Here is a 16,200-nt window from a genome sequence, read left to right as displayed (position 1 = left end):
TCATGTTGCTCAAGGACCGCGTCGCTGTCGTCACCGGCCCCGCCAAGGGCATGGGCGCCGCCTGCACGCTGTTGCTGGCGGAACACGGCGCCGACCTGGCGCTGGCGGGCCGCGACACCGCCGCCATCGAGCCCGTCGCCGAACAGGTGCGCGCCATGGGCCGCCGCGCCGAGGTCTTCGCCTGCGACGTCACCGATGCCGCCAGCGTCGACACCATGGCCGCCGGTGCGCTGGCCGCCTTCGGCCGCTGCGATATCCTGGTGAACATCGCCGGTGGCCGCGGCCCCCTGGGCAAGACGTTCTGGGAGACGACGCCAGAGGAGTTCGACGCCATCCTGCGGCTGAACGTCACCGGTTGCTTCCTCACTATGCGCGCCTTTGCGCCTGGCATGATCGCCGCCAAATACGGCAAGGTGGTCAACGTCGGTGGCACCTTCGGGCTGCGCGGCCGCGCCGGCCGGGCCGCCTATTCCGCCAGCAAATGGGGCCTGCGCGGCATCACCAAATCCGCCGCGCTGGAACTCGGACCGCACAACATCAACGTGAACTGCTGCTGCCCCGGTATGGTCGAAGGCCCGCGCTTCGAGGCGGTGCGCGCCACCATGGCCACGCAGCAGGGCATTTCGGCGGAGGAAGCACGCGTGAAGCACGCCGGCGAATACGCGCTGCGACGGATCAGCACGGACCAGGATGTGGCCAATGCCGTGCTGTTCCTGGCCTCGGACCTGTCGCGCCAGACCACGGGGCAGGATCTGGCGGTCGATGGCGGGTGGGTGATCTGATGATTTGCGACCTGCTCATCGCCGGCGGCACCGTCGTCAACGAAACGGGGCGCTTCGTCGCGGATGTCGCGGTGAAGGACGGGATCATCGTCTTCGTCGGCCGTCCCGATTTCGCCCCGCGCGCCACCCGCACGCTGGACGCCGTGGGAAGATACGTCATCCCCGGCGCCATCGACGTGCACACGCATATCCGCGAACCCGGCATGACGCAGAAGGAGGACTGGACCACCGGCACCCGCGCCGCCGCGGCCGGTGGCGTCACCACCATCTTCGACATGCCGAACACCGACCCGCCGGTCTGGTCGCTCGAGGCCCTGGCGACGAAGCGGGAGGCGGCGGAGCGTCAGGCGCATGTCAATTTCGGCCTGTATGGCCTGCTCGATGAACGCTCGCTGGATGTTCTGCCGGCGCTGGCCGAGGCGGGGGTCATCGGCTTCAAGCTTTTCCTCGGCAACACCACCGGCAACCTGCCGGCACCGAATGACGGCGCGGTGCTGGAAGGGTTCGAGATCCTGGCCGAACTCGGCCTGCGCTGTTCCATCCATGCGGAGAACTCGCCCATGCTGTTCTGGCGCGAGAACCGCATGAAGGCTGCCGGGCGCGACGATGCCTTCGCGCATCTGGCGGCGCGGGCCGACATCGTGGCGCTGGAATCGCTGAACCGCTCCATCGTGCTGTCCGAGTGGACCGGCGCGCGCATCCACATCGTCCACGAATCCTGCATGCGCTCCATCCCCATCATCCGCGACGCCAAGGCGCGCGGCGTGCCGATGACGGTGGAGACCGGCCCGCAATACTTCCTGCTGGCCGCCGAAGACCTCACCGGCGACAAGGCGCGCATCGCCCGGCTGAACCCGCCGATCCGGGAAGGCGCGCAGCGGGAGCCGATTTTCAAGGCGCTGGTCGACGGCACCATCGACATGCTCGGCACCGACCACGCGCCGCATGCGATGGCGGAGAAGCAGCACGCCAGCTTCTGGGACAATGCCTGCGGTTTCCCGGGCGTCGAGACTTCCATGCGCCTGATGCTGACCCAGGTGCATCAGGGCCGCATGACGATGGAACACTATGTCCGCATGGCCAGCGCCGCCCCTGCCCGTTCCTTCGGCCTGTACCCGCGAAAGGGCGTGATCCAGCCCGGCGCGGACGCCGACATCGCCGTGGTGGACCCTGGCCAGGAAGGCACCATCCGCGGCGCGGACCTCCACAGCATCCGCAGCCGCTTTACGCCCTATGAGGGCATGGAGACGATCGGCGCGCCGGTCGCCACCATCGTCCGTGGTCGCATCGTGATGCAAGGCGGCACGGTGCTCGACGCGCCCGGCTGGGGCCGGATGGAGCGGCCGCAGATGCCGAAGCCCGAGCCGCGCAACCTGGCCACCACCACCAAGGCGATCCTGCGGCCGGGCGCGCAATCCTGGTGATTTGTCGCCGCGGTCACGCTAGCGTCCCCGAGCTATCACGGAGACTTCCGCCGATGTCCGTCACCCGCCGCGCCCTCCTCGCCGCCGCCGCCCTGACGCCCCTCGCCGCGCAGGCGCAAGCACCAGCCATGCCCGCCAAGGGCCGCCGGCCCTGGGCAGAGCAGCTCGGTCAGATCCGCATCGGCATCCTGGGCGGGGAGAACGAGGCCGACCGCATCGGCCGCTACGGCGCCTATGGCCGCCTGATCGAGGAGACCTTCGGAGTCCCGGTCCGCCTGTTCCAGGCCTCCGACTATTCCGGCGTGGTCCAGGCCTTCGCAGGTCGGCACATCGAGATGGCGAGCATGTCGCCCGCCGCCTACGCCGCCTCCTGGATGGATTCCAATGGCAATGTCGAACCCATCCTGGTGACGCAGGAAGCCGATGGCAGCACCAGCTATGTCGCCGTGATGTACACCCGCACCGACACCGGCATCACCAGCCTGGAGCAGATGCGCGGCAAGTCGATGGCCTGGGCCGATCCCAACAGCGCCAGCGGCTACCTGATCCCTCGCGCGGAGCTCCGCGCCGCCGGCATCGTGCCGGAACAGTTCTTTGGCCGCACCGGCTTCGCCGGCGGGCATGAACAGGCGATCGTCGCCGTCATGAACCGCCAGTTCGATGCCGGCGTCACCTGGGCGTCGGGCGTCGGCGAGGCCTCCGAGGGCTTCACCCGCGGCATGCTCCGCTCCACCGCCGAAAAGGGCCTGCTGAACCTGCGCGAGCTGCGCATCATCTGGCAGTCGCGCCCGATCAAGAACGGGCCGATCGTGGTGCGCAAGGACCTGCCAGATGCCTTCAAGGCGGACATCACCGCCTTCCATCTGGCGCTGCCCGCCGCACACCCGGAGATCCACCGCGCCGTTGAACGGGGCACCGTCACCGGCTGGGTACCGACGCAGCATTCGGACTACGAGGTGTTCATCACCATGCGGCAGGAGGAAGCCGCGGCCAGGCGCCGGCGCAACTAGGTCACGCTCCCACACCCAACCCTCTCCCCCCTGCGGGAAAGAAGGCTTTGCTGATTACCGCTTCCAGCGGCCCGGAAACGGGATCGGCCGCGTGCTGGCGCCCGCCGGCGCCGCCGGCACCGACTGCGGCCGGAACACCGTCTTCTTGAAGCTCGGCCCGGTCTTCGGCGGTGGCGCCTTGGGCGCGGGCGGCTTCGGCGGCGGCGGGGCGGATTTCGGCACCCGGCCCTGCGCCACCTCCGCCAGCGTCGCCAGCAATTCGCGCGCGGTGCGGATGCGCGCCTCGTAGGGCATCTCCTGCGCGTAGGCCAGCTTGTGGTCCGGCCTCAGCTTCACCGCGCCATGCTGCGCCGCCACCCAGTCAATCAGGCCCGGCGGGTTGGCGAAGCGGTTGCCGCGGAAGCCGAGCACGATGCCCTTCGGCCCGACATCCAGCTTCTCCACGCCGACCTGCCGGCACAGCGCCTTTAGCCAGACAACCTGCAACAGCGTTTCCGCTTCCGGCGGCAACTGGCCGAAGCGGTCCGCCAGTTCGGCGGCCATCGCCTCGATCTCCGGCTCCGTCTGCAGGCTGCCGATGCGGCGATACAGGCCGAGGCGCACCGGCAGGTCGCGGACATAGGTCTCGGGCAGCATCACCGGCAGGCCAAGGTTGATCTGCGGCGTCCAGTCGCGATCATCCGAGGCATCGCGCTCCCGGTCGCCCGATTTCAGGTTCTGGACCGCATCCTCCAGCATCTGCTGGTACAGCTCGATGCCCACTTCGCGGATGTGGCCGGACTGCTCATCGCCCAGCAGGTTGCCGGCACCCCGGATATCGAGGTCGTGGGAGGCCAGGGTGAAGCCGGCGCCGAGGTTGTCCAGCGTCTGCATCACCTCCAACCGCTTCTCGGCGGCCGCCGAAAGCCGGTGGGTCTGCGGCCAGGTGAGGTAGGCGTAGCCGCGCAGCTTGCCGCGCCCGACGCGGCCACGAAGCTGGTACAGCCCCGCCAGGCCGAACATGTCCGCACGGTGGATGATCAGCGTGTTCACCGCTGGCATGTCGAGGCCGGATTCGACGATGTTGGTGGACAGCAGGATGTCGTATTTCTGGTCGCCGAACTCCGTCATCACCCGCTCCAGCTCGGTCGGCGCCAGGCGGCCATGCGCCTCCGCGATGCGGGCTTCCGGCACGATGTCGGTCAGGCGCTCCCGCAGCTTCGGCAGATCCTCCAACCGCGGGCAGACGCAGAACACCTGGCCGCCACGGAACCGCTCGCGCAGGATCGCCTCGCGGATCACCACGCTGTCCCAGGGCGTGATGAAGGTGCGCACCGCCAGCCGGTCCACCGGCGGGGTTGCGATCACGCTCATCTCCCGCACGCCGGTCAATGCCAGTTGCAAGGTGCGAGGGATGGGCGTCGCGGTCAGCGTCAACACATGCACGTCGGCCTTGAACTGCTTGAGGCGTTCCTTGTGCGCGACGCCGAAATGCTGCTCCTCATCGACGATGACCATGCCGAGGTCGGCGAACTCGATGGACTTCGCCAGCAGCGCATGGGTGCCGACGACGATGTTGATGGTGCCGTCCTTCACGCCATCCCGCACCGCCTGCGCGTCCTTGGCGTTCACCATGCGGGAGAGCTGCGCGACCTTGATCGGCAGGCCCTCGAACCGCGTCGAGAAGACGCGGAAATGCTGGCGCGCGAGCAGCGTCGTCGGCACCACCACGGCGACCTGGGTGCCGGACATGGCAACCGCGAAGGCGGCACGCAGCGCCACCTCCGTCTTGCCGAAGCCGACATCGCCGCAGATCAGGCGGTCCATCGGACGGCCGGCGGCCAGATCCTCCAGCACGTCCGCAATGGCACGCTGCTGGTCCTCGGTCTCGGCGAAGGGGAAACGCGCGCAGAACTCGTCCCAGGCGCCTTCGGGCGGAATGGCGGCGGGGGCGTTGCGGGTCTGGCGTTCGGCGGCGATGCGGATCAGGGCTGCCGCCATGTCCTGGATGCGGTTCTTCGCCTTGGCTTTCCGGGCCTGCCAGGTGGAACCACCCAACTTGTCCAGCGCCACGCCGGCGGCGTCCGATCCAAACCGCGAAAGCACCTCGATGTTCTCGACCGGCAGAAACAGCTTGTCCCCGCCATCGTAGATCAGCCGCAGGCATTCATGCGGCGCATCACCGATGCGGATGGTCTCCAGCCCGTCATAGCGGCCGATGCCGTGGTCCTGGTGCACCACCAGGTCGCCCTGCGCGATCTCCGTCGCATCCGCGATGAACTGGTCGGCGCGCTTGCGACGGCGCGGCGGGCGGGCGATGCGCTCGCCCAGCAGGTCCTGCTCGCCGACCAGCACCAGGCCATCGGCATGGCGATCGGCGGGGGCGACGAAGCCGCGCTCGACGCCGACGATCGCCAGCGCCACCGTACCCATCGGCAGCTTCTGGACGCCGAGGAAATCCTCCACCGGCTCGGCGCGGACGTTGTTCTCCCGCAGCAGGTTCGCCAGGCGCTCGCGCGACCCATTGGTCCAGGCGGCCAGCACCGGCCGCAGGTTGCGCTTGGTCAATGCCGCGGCGTGTTCGCCGTAGGCCTGGAAGACGTTGCGGCCCTCGGCACGCACGTCGTTGAACATCCGGCCGAGCCGGCCGCCGGCATCGATCCCCGGCGCGTGCTCCGGCTGGTCGAAGGGGGAGAAGCGGAACACCCGCGCCTCCTCCAGCATCTCGATCCAGCCGTCATGGTCGATGTACAGCCGGTCCGGCGGTGCCGGGCGGTAGGGCACCTCGCCCTCGCGGGCCGGCATCCGGCGAGCCTCGTAATGGTCCACGACCATCTCCAGCCGCGCCGCCAGCGCATCCTCCGTCTGGTGGTCGAGGGACACCGAAGGCCCCTCGCCCAGATGGTCGATCAGAGTCTCCATATGCTCGTGGAACAGCCCGGCCCAATGTTCCATGCCAGGATGCCGGCGACCGGCCGAAACGCTGACATACAGCGGATCCTCCCCCGCCGCGGCGCCGAACAATTCGCGGTAGCCGGTGCGGAAGCGGCTGATGGACGGCGCGTCCAGGAACACCTCGCCCACCGGGCGCAGCACCAGCTCGTTCACCTTGTCGCCGCTGCGCTGGGTCGCGGTGTCGAAACGCCGGAAATCCTCGATCTCGTCGCCGAAGAAATCCAGGCGCACCGGTTCGGCATGGCCGGAGGGAAACAGGTCCACGATGCCGCCGCGCACCGCGTATTCGCCGTGTTCCATGACGGATCCGGTGCGGTGGTAGCCATTGGCTTCCAGGAACTCGGTCAGCTTCTCCGGCTTCACCCGGCCGCCGCGCTTCAGCGCCAGCGTCGCGCCGGTGAAGGCGGCGCGTGGCGGCACCTTCTGCACCAGGGCGTTGATGGTGGTCAGCAGGATGCGCGGGACGCGGGCGGGCTCGGCCAGCCGCGTCAGCGTCGCGACGCGTTCCGAGACGATCTCCGGGTTGGGCGAGACACGGTCGTAGGGCAGGCAGTCCCAGGCCGGGAAGCGCAGGATCTCGACATGCGGGGCGAAGAAGGCCAGCGCCTCCGCCATCCGGGCCATGCGGGCGTCGTCGCGGCAGACGTGCAGCACGGGCCCGGTCGATTCGGCCCGGCGCCGGGCGAGCAGCAGGGCGTCGAAGCCCTCCGGCGCGCCGTGGACCGTCAGGATGTTCACGGCCTGAGGTCCGGCGGCAGGCCCGCGCCCGATTGCGTGCATTCGACCGTCATGCGGGTCAGCAGGGGCGACACAACCTCGGCGGGAATCGGCCGGCGGCCCATCAGCCAGTCGGCCAGGTCCACGTCCGGCAGTTCCAGGATCTGCTCGAGCTCCAGCAGCTCCGCCTCGGTGAAGGCAGCGATGTTGCGGGCGACGAAGGCGCCGACCATCAGGTCGGTCTCCTTGGTACCACGGTGCCAGGCGCGGAAGTTCAGGCGGCGCCGGCGTGCGTCCAAGGTCGGTTCGGGATCTGTCAGCTTGAGGCTCTCGGCGTTCTGGGACATGTCGTCGCGTGTCATATAGAGGCCCATGGGAATCCTGTCAGCAAGCGCCCCGGAAGATGCCCAAGCGCATGTGACGCCCCTGCTGGCGCCGCTCGCAGAGTTGCCGGGCGTCGGCCCGACGCTGGCCGCGCTGCTGGCGGAGGCGGCGGGCGGGGCGCGGGTGTTCGACCTGCTGCTGCACCTGCCCGAGCGCGTGGTGATCCGCAGGCGCGCCGCCAGCCCGGCGGAGGCGCCGCTGGACCAGGATTGCGTGCTGGAGGTGGTGGCCCAGTCCGCCCGCGCCGCCCGGTCCGGCCGCAGCCAGCGATCCTATGTGGAAGTCCGCGCGACGTCGGCCGGCAAGCCGCTGGTGCTGCGCTTCATGAATGGCCGGCTGCCCTGGATCCTGAAGCTGCTGCCGCCCGGCGAGGTCCGCTACCTGGCCGGCCGGGTGCAGACGGAAGGCTCCAACGGCTTCGCCATGATGAACCCGACGGTGGCGGAACAGGAATCGGCCCTCCCGCTGGTGGAGCCGGTCTGGCCCATGGTGCGCGGCCTGACCCCCCGGCGCATCGCCGCCGCCATGGGTGAAGCGCTGGCCCTTCTGCCGGACTTTCCCGAATGGGCCGATGTGTCGCTGCTGAAGCAGGAAGGCTGGCCGGGCTTCGCCGCCGCCATCCGCCTGCTGCAACGGCCTGCCGGCCCGCTGCCCGCTTTGCCCCGCCGGCGCCTCGCCTATGACGAGCTTCTGGCCCACCAGGTTGCCATCGCCCTGGTCCGCCGCCGCCAGCGGGACAGGCCCGGCCGAGCCATGCCTGGCACCGGCGCACTGGCCCACAAGGCGCTGGCCGCATTCGGCCACCCGCCCACGCCCGGCCAGGCGCAGGCGCTGGCGGAAATCGGCGCCGACATGGCCAGCCCGCGCCGGATGCTGCGGCTGCTGCAGGGCGATGTCGGGTCCGGCAAGACGCTGGTGGCCGTGCTGGCCATGCTGCGCGCCGTCGAATCCGGCGCCCAGGCGGCGCTCATGGCGCCCACCGAACTGCTGGCCCGCCAGCATCTGCGCACGCTGGAGAAGCTCTGCGTGCCGGCCGGCGTGCAGGTGGAATTGCTGACCGGCAGCGTGAAGGGCGCGGCCCGCAAGCGGGTGCTGCGCGGCCTGGCGGATGGCATGGTGCAGGTCGTTGTCGGCACCCACGCCCTGTTCCAGGAGGCGGTGGTGTTCCGCAACCTCGGCCTTTCGGTGGTGGATGAGCAGCACCGCTTCGGCATCGGCCAGCGCCTGATGCTGGCGCAGAAGGGCCAGGACGCGGACATGCTGGTGATGACCGCCACGCCCATCCCGCGCACGCTGCTGCTGACCCAATGGGGCGAGATGTCCGTCTCCCGCCTGGAGGACAAGCCCGCCGGCCGCCAGCCGATCGCCACCCGCATCGTCAGCCAGGACCGCCTGCCGGACGTGATAGACCGGCTCGGCGAGGCCATCAGGCGCGGGGAGCGCGCGTATTGGGTGGTGCGTGCCATCTCCGGCGGCGAGCACGACGATTCGGTGGCCGCAGAGGACCGCTTCGCCGAATTGTCGGCCCGCTTCCCCGGCAAGGTCGGCATGGCGCATGGCGTGCAGGATTTGGCGGTGCGGGAGGCGGCGCTGGCCGATTTCGCCTCCGGCGCCACCCAGTTGCTGGTCGCCACCACCGTCATCGAGGTCGGCGTGGACGTGCCCGACGCCACCATCATGCTGATCGAGCAGGCCGAGCGCTTCGGCCTTGCTGCCCTGCACCAGCTGCGCGGCCGGGTCGGACGCGGCTCCAAGCCCTCCTCCTGCCTGCTGGTGCACTCCCCCGCACTGGGGGAGGCCGAGAAGCGCCGCCTGCTGGTGCTGCGCGATACCGAGGACGGCTTCCGGATCGCCGAGGAAGACCTGTTCACCCGCGGCGGCGGCGAGGCGCTCGGCGCCCGGCAATCCGGCCTGCCCGGCGCCCGGCTGCTCGACCCGAAGGAGGAGGCTGAGGAGGTCGCCCGCCTCACCCACCTCGCCCACCAGGACGCGGCGCTACTGCTGCACCGCGACCCGGACCTGGCCGGACCACGCGGGCGGGCGGCGCTCGGCCTGCTGGCGCTGTTCGGGCATGATCCGACGCTGGCGCGGCTCGATGCCGGTTAGGTTCCACAGGCTCACGGGGGGTTGCGCGCGGGGCCGCCCCTCCTTAATCGCCGCAGCGTCCGGGATCACCTTGGGGGATGCTGCGTGAGTGGGCTGATCGAGATCGAGCGCCTGACGAAACGCTTCGGCGCCTTCACCGCCGTGGATGATGTGAGTTTCAGCGTGGCGAAGGGCGAGGTGCTGGGCTTCCTCGGCCCGAACGGCGCCGGCAAATCCACCACCATGCGGATGCTCGCCGGCTTCATGACGCCGACCTCCGGCACCGCGCGCATCTGCGGCCAGGATGTGGTGGACCATCCGGTGGCGGCGAAGCGCCAGCTCGGTTTCCTGCCGGAAGGCGCGCCGACCTACCCCGAGATGAGCGTCTTCGCCTTCCTGCAATTCTGCGGCCGCGCCCGCGGCTTCCATCGCTCCGAACTGACGGACCGCGTCATGCGTGCCATCGGCCTGACCCAGTTGGAGGGCGTGCGCCTGCAGCCGGTCGAGACGCTGTCGAAGGGCTTCAAGCGCCGCGTCGGCCTGGCTGCCGCCCTGCTGCACGACCCCGCCGTGCTGGTACTGGACGAACCCACGGATGGCCTGGACCCGAACCAGAAGCATGAGGTGCGCAACCTGATCCGCGCCATGGCACCGGACAAGGCCATCGTCATCTCGACGCATATCCTGGAAGAAGTCGCCGCCGTCTGCACCCGTGCCGTGGTCATCGCGCGCGGCCGGATGGTGGCGGATGCGACGCCGGCGGAACTCGCCGGGATGGGACCATCGATGGATGCGGTGTTCCGTTCGCTGACGCTCGCGGAGGCCGCGTGATGGGTGGCATGGTCACCGTCTTCCGGCGCGAACTCGCCGGCTATTTCGCCACGCCCGTCGCCTATGTCTTCATCGTCATCTTCCTGGTGACGGCCGGCGCGCTGACCTTCACGCTGGGCAATTTCTTCGCCCGCGGCCAGGCGGACATGCAGCCCTTCTTCACCTTCGTGCCCTGGCTGTTCCTGTTCCTGGTGCCGGCGCTGACCATGCGGCTCTGGGCCGAGGAACGCCGCCTTGGCACCATCGAGTTGCTGCTGACGCTGCCGATCGCGCAGTGGGAGGCGGTGGTCGGCAAGTTCCTGGCGGCCTGGGCCTTCTGCGGCATCGCGCTGGCGCTCACCTTTCCGCTGGTCATCACGGTGAATGTCCTCGGCAACCCGGACAACGGCGTGATCCTGACGGGCTACCTCGGCTGCATGATGGTGGCGGGTGCGTTCCTTGCGGTCGGCGCGGCGATCTCGGCGATGACGAAGAACCAGGTCATCGCCTTCGTCCTCGCCGTCGCCGCCTGCTTCTTCCTGACCGCCGCCGGCAGCCCTGTCGTGACGGAGTTCCTCTCGCAGCGCGTTCCGGCGCTGGCGGAAACCGCGCGGTCCATCAGCATCACGGACCGGCTCGGCGGCTTCACCCGTGGCGTGATCTCGCTGCGGGATGTCGTGTTCTTCTTGTCCTTCATGGCCTTCTTCCTGTTCGCGAACACCGTCGCGATCGACCAGCGGAAGGCGGATTGACCGCATGAGCGCCACCACCTCCCCTGGCACAACTCCTCCCGCGACGCCGCGCGGCAAGCGCGGCTTCTCCGCAATCCTGGCGCTGATCCTCGGCGCCGTGCTGCTGATCGGCATCAACATGCTGGCGGACCGGCTGCTGTCCCGCGCCCGCATCGACCTGACCGAGAACCGCCTCTACACGCTGTCCGACGGCACACGGCAGGTGCTGCAGGGGCTGGCGGACCCGATCACCTTCCGCGTCTTCTATTCCCGCCGGCTCGGCGCCGCGATCCCGCTGTACGGCGCCTATGCGGAACGCGTGCGCGCGATGCTGGAGGAATACGCAGCGGTCTCCGGCGGCAAGGTGCGGCTGGAGTTCTTCGACCCCGAGCCGTTCTCCGAGACGGAGGACCGCGCCATGGCGCTCGGCATCCAGGGCGTGCCGGTCGACCAGTCCGGCGAGCAGGTCTATTTCGGCCTGGCCGGCGTCAACCTGCTGGACGATGAACGCACCATCCCGTTCTTCCAGCCGGATCGTGAGCGCTTCCTGGAATACGACCTGACGCGGATGGTTTGGGAATTGTCCAATCCCACCCGCCCGGTGCTCGGCGTGATCTCCTCCCTGCCGCTGAACGGCGACCCGCGCGCGATGATGATGCGCCAGCCCGGCGTCGGGCAGCCCTTCGTGGTGATGAACCAGCTTCGCAACTTCTACACCGTGCGCGACATCGCGCCCGACGCGCAGGTCGTCGCGCCGGATGTGCAGGTGCTGCTGGTGGCGCATGCGCAGAACCTGTCCGACGCCACGCTGTATGCGATCGACCAGTTCGTCATGCGCGGCGGCCGCCTGATCGCGCTGACGGACCCGCACAGCGAAAGCCAGGCCTCCCGCCCCTCCCCCGGCCAGCCGCCTTCCGCCAACACCGCCTCCAGCCTCGACCGCCTGCTGAACGCCTGGGGCGTCGAGGCGCCGTCGGACAAGGTGGTGCTGGATCTGCGCGGCGCCTGGCGCGTGCGGGCCGACCCGCGGGACCGGGTTCAGGCGGTGGACTACCTCGCCTGGTTCAACGTGCCGACCGAGGGGCTGAACCGCACCGAGGTCGCGACCGCCGAATTGCAGCAGGTGACGGTCGGCTCGGCTGGCGCGGTGCGCCGGCGCGAGGGTGCGACGGTGGAGTTCACGCCTCTGGTCACCTCCAGCGCGCGCTCCATGCTGGTCGATGCCACCGCCGTGCGCCAGGACCCGAGCCCGACGAAACTGCTCGCGGATTTCCGCCCGGACGACCAGCAGCACGTCATCGTGGCCCGCATCCGCGGCGCGCTGACCAGCGCTTTCGAGGCGGCGCCTGCCGTGCCGGAGGGCAGCGAGCGTCCCGCCGATTTCCCCGCCCACCTGGCGCGCAGCACCGGCCCCGCCAACCTCATCGTCGGCAACGATGCCGACATCCTGGAGGACCGCTTCTGGGTCCGCACCCAGGACTTCTTCGGCCAGCAGGTGGCGACGCCGATCAGCGACAATGGCAGCTTCCTGATCAACCTTGCAGACAGCATGGCGGGTGGCGAGGCGCTGGTCTCGCTGCGCTCCCGCGGCGAATCGCTGCGCCCCTTCGCGCTGGTCGAGGACATCCGCCGCGACGCGGAGGCGCAGTTCCGGCAGACCGAGCGCGGGCTGACCGAACGGCTGGAGGCCACGGAGCGCCGCCTGCGCGAACTGCGCCAGGGCGGTGGCCAGCCCGGCGCGGCACCTGCCAACACCGTCATCACCCCCGAACAGCGCGCCGAGATCGACGCGGCCCGCGCCGAGATCGTCCGCACGCGCGGCCAGCTTCGCCAGGTCCAGCTCGAACTTCGCCGCGACATCGAGCGGCTGGAGACTTGGCTGCGGCTGGCGAACATCGCGCTGGTGCCGACGCTGCTGGTGCTGTTTGCCATCGGCCTCGGCATCATGCGAAGCCGCCGTCGCGCGGGGGCACGCGCATGAGGCGCCGCACCCTGCTAGGTCTCGGCACCGCCGCCGCGGCCGCGGTGGGTGGCGCCATCCTGCTGACGCCGGACCGCGCCGCGCCGCCGCCGCCCTCCTCCAGCGACTTGGCCTTCCCGGCGCTGCCGCAGCGGCTCAACAACGCGGCCTCGATCGAGGTGACGCGCCATGACGGCACGCTGGTGGTGCGCCGCGCCGCGCCGGATCGCTGGGTGCTGCCGGCCAAGGCCGGCTACCCGGTGCGGCCGGAACGGGTGCGGGAATTGCTGGTCGGCCTGACCGAGCTGCGCCTGACCGAACCCCGCACCGCGAACCCCGAGATGCTGGACCGCCTCGGCCTGGACGATCCCTCCCGCCCCGCCGCAACCTCCTCCCTGCTCCGCGTGCTGGATGCGGAGGGCGCGGCGCTGGCGGAATTGGTGGTGGGTCGCCGCCGCGTCCGCGTGCAGGGCAACGTGCCAGAATCGGTCTATGTCCGACGCCCCGCGGAATCCCAGGCCTGGCTGGCCGAAGGCCGCCTGCCGCTCGATTCCGACCCGAACCTGTGGATCGACCGCGACCTGGCGAACCTGCCGCGCGACCGCGTCCGCGCGGCCACCATCGACCGGGTCGGCGAACCGCCGCTGGTGCTGCGCCGCGGCGCGGACACCGACAGCCCCCTTTCCGTGGTGGAACCCGCCGAGACGCCGGAGCTCGACGAGATCAGCCTGGACGAGGTGGCGCGCGGCTTCGAGTTCCTGACCTTCCTCGACGTCCGCGAAGCCGCCGCCATGCCCGGCGAGCGCATCGGCACCGGCCGCTTCGAACTGACCGACAACCTCCGCATCATCGTCACCGCGCACAAGGATGGCGAGACGCTGTGGGCGCTGCTGGCGGCGGAGGGCGATGAGGAAGCCGCGCGGCTGCAAGCGCGCTGGCAGGGCTGGGCCTATCAGCTCGGCCAATGGAAGGAGAAGGCCTTCGTGCCGCGCCTCGCCGACTTGCGGAAGCAGGAGGCGGCGGCAGCCGCCGAGCCGGAGGCGGCCCAGGAGGCTGCCCCGGAGACGCCCGCCGCGCCGCAATGATCGCGGCGCCAAACCCGCGCGAATATCCGACCCGCCCCTGGGTCGGCATCAGTGCGGTGGTGCTGCGCGGCGAGGAGGTCCTGCTGATCCGCCGCGGCCGCCCGCCGCGCCTCGGCGAATGGTCGTTGCCCGGCGGCGGCCAGCGCCTGGGCGAAACAGCCGAGGCCTGCGCCCGCCGCGAATTGCTGGAGGAAGCCGGAATCGAGGCCGGGCCGCTCCGGCTGCTCGCGGTGGTGGATGCCATCACCCCGGGCGATGAAGGCCGGGGACCGCGTTTCCACTATACCATCATCGACTTCGCCGGCGAATGGACCGCCGGAACCGCCCGACCCGGCGGCGACGTGACGGAGGTGGCCTGGGTCAGCCTGGACCGCCTGGCGCCCTACGCGCTTTGGCCGGAGGCGCTGCGCGTCATCGCCCTGGCTCGCCACAACCGGGCCGTGTGATGACCGGGCCATTGCAAGTATCGCGAATGTGCGATGCACCGCTGGTGGAACCGTGTCAGGACCGCAGCGGATGCGGATCGCCCTGAACCCCGACCGCCCCGGACTGCGCCCCGGCACCCCCGGATCGAAGCGCCCCTCCCGTCCGCGTGGCTTTGTCCTGCTGTGGCTCGCAGCCTTGCTGTTGCCGGCTTTCGGCGTCATCGGCACCGGCCTGACCACCTGGCGCGACGTGCGCCGCGAAGCCGAGGCCAGGCTTGAGCGGAATGCCGAGATGCTGCGCCAGCATGCCCTCCGCGCCTTCGCGACGCAGGAGGCGATCCTCGCCGCCATCGGCCGCGCCAGCACCGGGCGCGACTGGGAGGCGATGCGCCAGGATGCCCAATTGCACGGCCTGCTCGCGGAACTCACTGCCGCCGGGCAGCCGGTGGTGCGGGGCGTGCTGGTGGCGGATGACCAGGACCGGGTCGTCTCGGCCTCCTACGAATTTCCGGCCCGGCCCACGGACCTGTCCGATCGCAGCTACCTGCGCGAACTCCGCGCCGGGGCCGGGCAGACGGTGGGCGAGGTCCTGGTGTCCCGGCCGATGGGCTGGCCCGCCTTCGGCATCGCCCGCAGCGCCCCGCCCCGCCCGGGTGCGGAGGGTCCGCGCGGCACCCTGGTGACGTCCTTCAACCCGGATGCCCTGGCCAGCTTCTATGCCTCGGTGGTGGAGGGACCGCAGGATGTCGTGTCGCTGGTGCGGCTGGATGGCGCGATCCTGGCCCGGCACCCCAAACTGCCGCCCGATGCACCCACAGGACCGCGACCCGAGGCGGAAGCGCAGATCGCGCATGCCCTGGCCCTGCCGCGCGGCGCGCCACTGCCCGCGGTGGCCTCACGCTTCGACGGCATGAAGCGCCTTTTCGTGGCGAAGCGTGTCGGCGAGTGGCCGGTGGCCATCCTGTACGGGCTGGAACAACGGGCATTGGTGGCGGCCTGGCAGCGCCGGATGGCGGCGCCGCTGGCCAGTGGCCTGGCTGCCGCCGGGCTCCTGCTGTTGCTGACGGCCATCGCCGCACGCGGTGCACGGGAGCAGCAACTGGCGGCGGAGCGGCGGACGGAGGCGGAGGCGAGGCTGGCCGGCGCCAGCCGCGCCGCCGCCATCGGCCTGCTGGCGGCCGGCCTGGCGCATGACGTGAAGAACCTGGTGCAGGCCGTGCGCAGCGGCACCCGGCTGATGGAAAGCCGTGCGGAGGACCCGGCGGAGGTGCGCCGTTGCGCCGGACTGCTGGCGGCCTCCGCCGAACGCGGACGGCAGTTGGTGGATGGCATGCTGGCCTTTGCCCATGGCGGCGCGGAGCCGGAGGCGACCGACCTCGATGTCGCCCCGGCGCTGCGCGAACTGGCGGAACTGCTGAACCGGACCCTCGGCAGCGGTTGGCAGGTGAAGGCGGAGATTCCGGACGCCCTGCCGCGTGCGCGCGGGGACCGCGCGGGCTTCGAGGCCGCGGTGGTCAATCTCGCGGCCAATGCGCGGGACGCGATGCCGCGCGGCGGCCGCGTCGACATCTCCGCCTGGGTGGCCACGGTGCCGGAGGCGCCGGATGGGGAGGATCTGCAACCTGGCAGCTACGTCGTGGCGGCGGTCCGTGACCGCGGCATTGGGATGGACGCCGCGACACTGGCGCGAATCGGCGAGCCCTTCTTCACCACAAAGGGCGCCGGGCTCGGCACCGGCCTTGGCCTCGCCTCGGTGCGCGGCTTCTGCGAGCGCGCCGGCGGCGTGCTGCGGGTGGACAGCGAACCGGGGCGCGGCACCACCGCCACGATCTGGCTACCCACCGTCGGCTGAA

Annotated in this window: 12 protein-coding genes; 10 read left to right on the top strand and 2 right to left on the bottom strand. The window is 70.5% G+C overall.

Annotated elements, in window-relative coordinates:
- Nucleotides 1-2 precede the first annotated feature (2 nt).
- Genes ACLF3G_RS20930 through phnD form a run of 3 tightly spaced genes read left to right on the top strand, consistent with a single transcriptional unit; the run spans nt 3 to nt 3,216 of the window.
- The gene (locus tag ACLF3G_RS20930) at nt 3-782 is read left to right on the top strand and encodes an SDR family NAD(P)-dependent oxidoreductase (protein WP_430671348.1); all 780 of its coding nucleotides are present in this window, start codon (nt 3-5) and stop codon (nt 780-782) included.
- A complete protein-coding gene (locus tag ACLF3G_RS20925; protein WP_430671347.1) occupies nt 782-2,206 on the top strand; it encodes a dihydroorotase in 1,425 nt (474 codons plus the stop codon). Before ACLF3G_RS20930 ends, ACLF3G_RS20925 begins: the two co-directional genes overlap by 1 nt.
- A 53-nt stretch (nt 2,207-2,259) precedes the next feature.
- Nucleotides 2,260-3,216, top strand: coding sequence for a phosphate/phosphite/phosphonate ABC transporter substrate-binding protein (gene phnD, locus ACLF3G_RS20920; protein ID WP_430671346.1), 957 nt, complete (start codon nt 2,260-2,262; stop codon nt 3,214-3,216).
- A 54-nt stretch (nt 3,217-3,270) separates the two neighbouring features.
- On the opposite strand, the gene mfd is transcribed toward phnD, so the two are convergent.
- On the bottom strand, nt 3,271-6,930 hold the full coding sequence (gene mfd / locus ACLF3G_RS20915; RefSeq protein ID WP_430671345.1) for a transcription-repair coupling factor: 3,660 nt from the start codon (nt 6,928-6,930) through the stop codon (nt 3,271-3,273).
- On the bottom strand, nt 6,885-7,229 hold the full coding sequence (locus ACLF3G_RS20910) for a succinate dehydrogenase assembly factor 2 (protein WP_430671344.1): 345 nt from the start codon (nt 7,227-7,229) through the stop codon (nt 6,885-6,887). The genes mfd and ACLF3G_RS20910 overlap by 46 nt, the downstream gene beginning before the upstream one ends.
- Nucleotides 7,230-7,284: 55 nt before the next feature.
- Here ACLF3G_RS20910 and recG point away from each other — a divergent pair, with 55 nt between their 5' ends.
- The 7 genes from recG (at nt 7,285) to ACLF3G_RS20875 (ending at nt 16,199) form a co-directional block, all read left to right on the top strand.
- Entirely contained in the window at nt 7,285-9,357 is a 2,073-nt protein-coding gene (recG, locus tag ACLF3G_RS20905) for an ATP-dependent DNA helicase RecG (RefSeq protein WP_430671343.1), read from the top strand.
- Nucleotides 9,358-9,441: 84 nt separating this feature from the next.
- The gene (locus ACLF3G_RS20900; protein WP_430671342.1) at nt 9,442-10,167 is read left to right on the top strand and encodes an ABC transporter ATP-binding protein; all 726 of its coding nucleotides are present in this window, start codon (nt 9,442-9,444) and stop codon (nt 10,165-10,167) included.
- Nucleotides 10,167-10,898, top strand: a complete 732-nt coding sequence (locus ACLF3G_RS20895) for an ABC transporter permease subunit (RefSeq protein WP_430671341.1) — start codon at nt 10,167-10,169, stop codon at nt 10,896-10,898. The genes ACLF3G_RS20900 and ACLF3G_RS20895 overlap by 1 nt, the downstream gene beginning before the upstream one ends.
- Before the next feature lie 4 nt (nt 10,899-10,902).
- Complete coding sequence (locus tag ACLF3G_RS20890; RefSeq protein ID WP_430671340.1) at nt 10,903-12,858, top strand: GldG family protein; 1,956 nt, start codon at nt 10,903-10,905, stop codon at nt 12,856-12,858.
- Nucleotides 12,855-13,922 (top strand): DUF4340 domain-containing protein, encoded by a 1,068-nt coding sequence (locus tag ACLF3G_RS20885; RefSeq protein ID WP_430671339.1) that lies wholly within the window; start codon nt 12,855-12,857, stop codon nt 13,920-13,922. Before ACLF3G_RS20890 ends, ACLF3G_RS20885 begins: the two co-directional genes overlap by 4 nt.
- On the top strand, nt 13,919-14,368 hold the full coding sequence (locus ACLF3G_RS20880; RefSeq protein ID WP_430671338.1) for an NUDIX hydrolase: 450 nt from the start codon (nt 13,919-13,921) through the stop codon (nt 14,366-14,368). Before ACLF3G_RS20885 ends, ACLF3G_RS20880 begins: the two co-directional genes overlap by 4 nt.
- A gap of 70 nt (nt 14,369-14,438) precedes the next feature.
- Complete coding sequence (locus ACLF3G_RS20875; protein WP_430671337.1) at nt 14,439-16,199, top strand: ATP-binding protein; 1,761 nt, start codon at nt 14,439-14,441, stop codon at nt 16,197-16,199.
- Nucleotide 16,200: the final 1 nt, after the last annotated feature.

The sequence above is a fragment of the Falsiroseomonas sp. HC035 genome (genome assembly GCF_050563525.1).
In the GTDB taxonomy this organism is placed as follows: Bacteria; Pseudomonadota; Alphaproteobacteria; order Acetobacterales; family Acetobacteraceae; genus Falsiroseomonas.
Note: the sequence above shows the minus strand (reverse complement) of the source record. Positions and strands in the feature narration are given on the sequence as shown.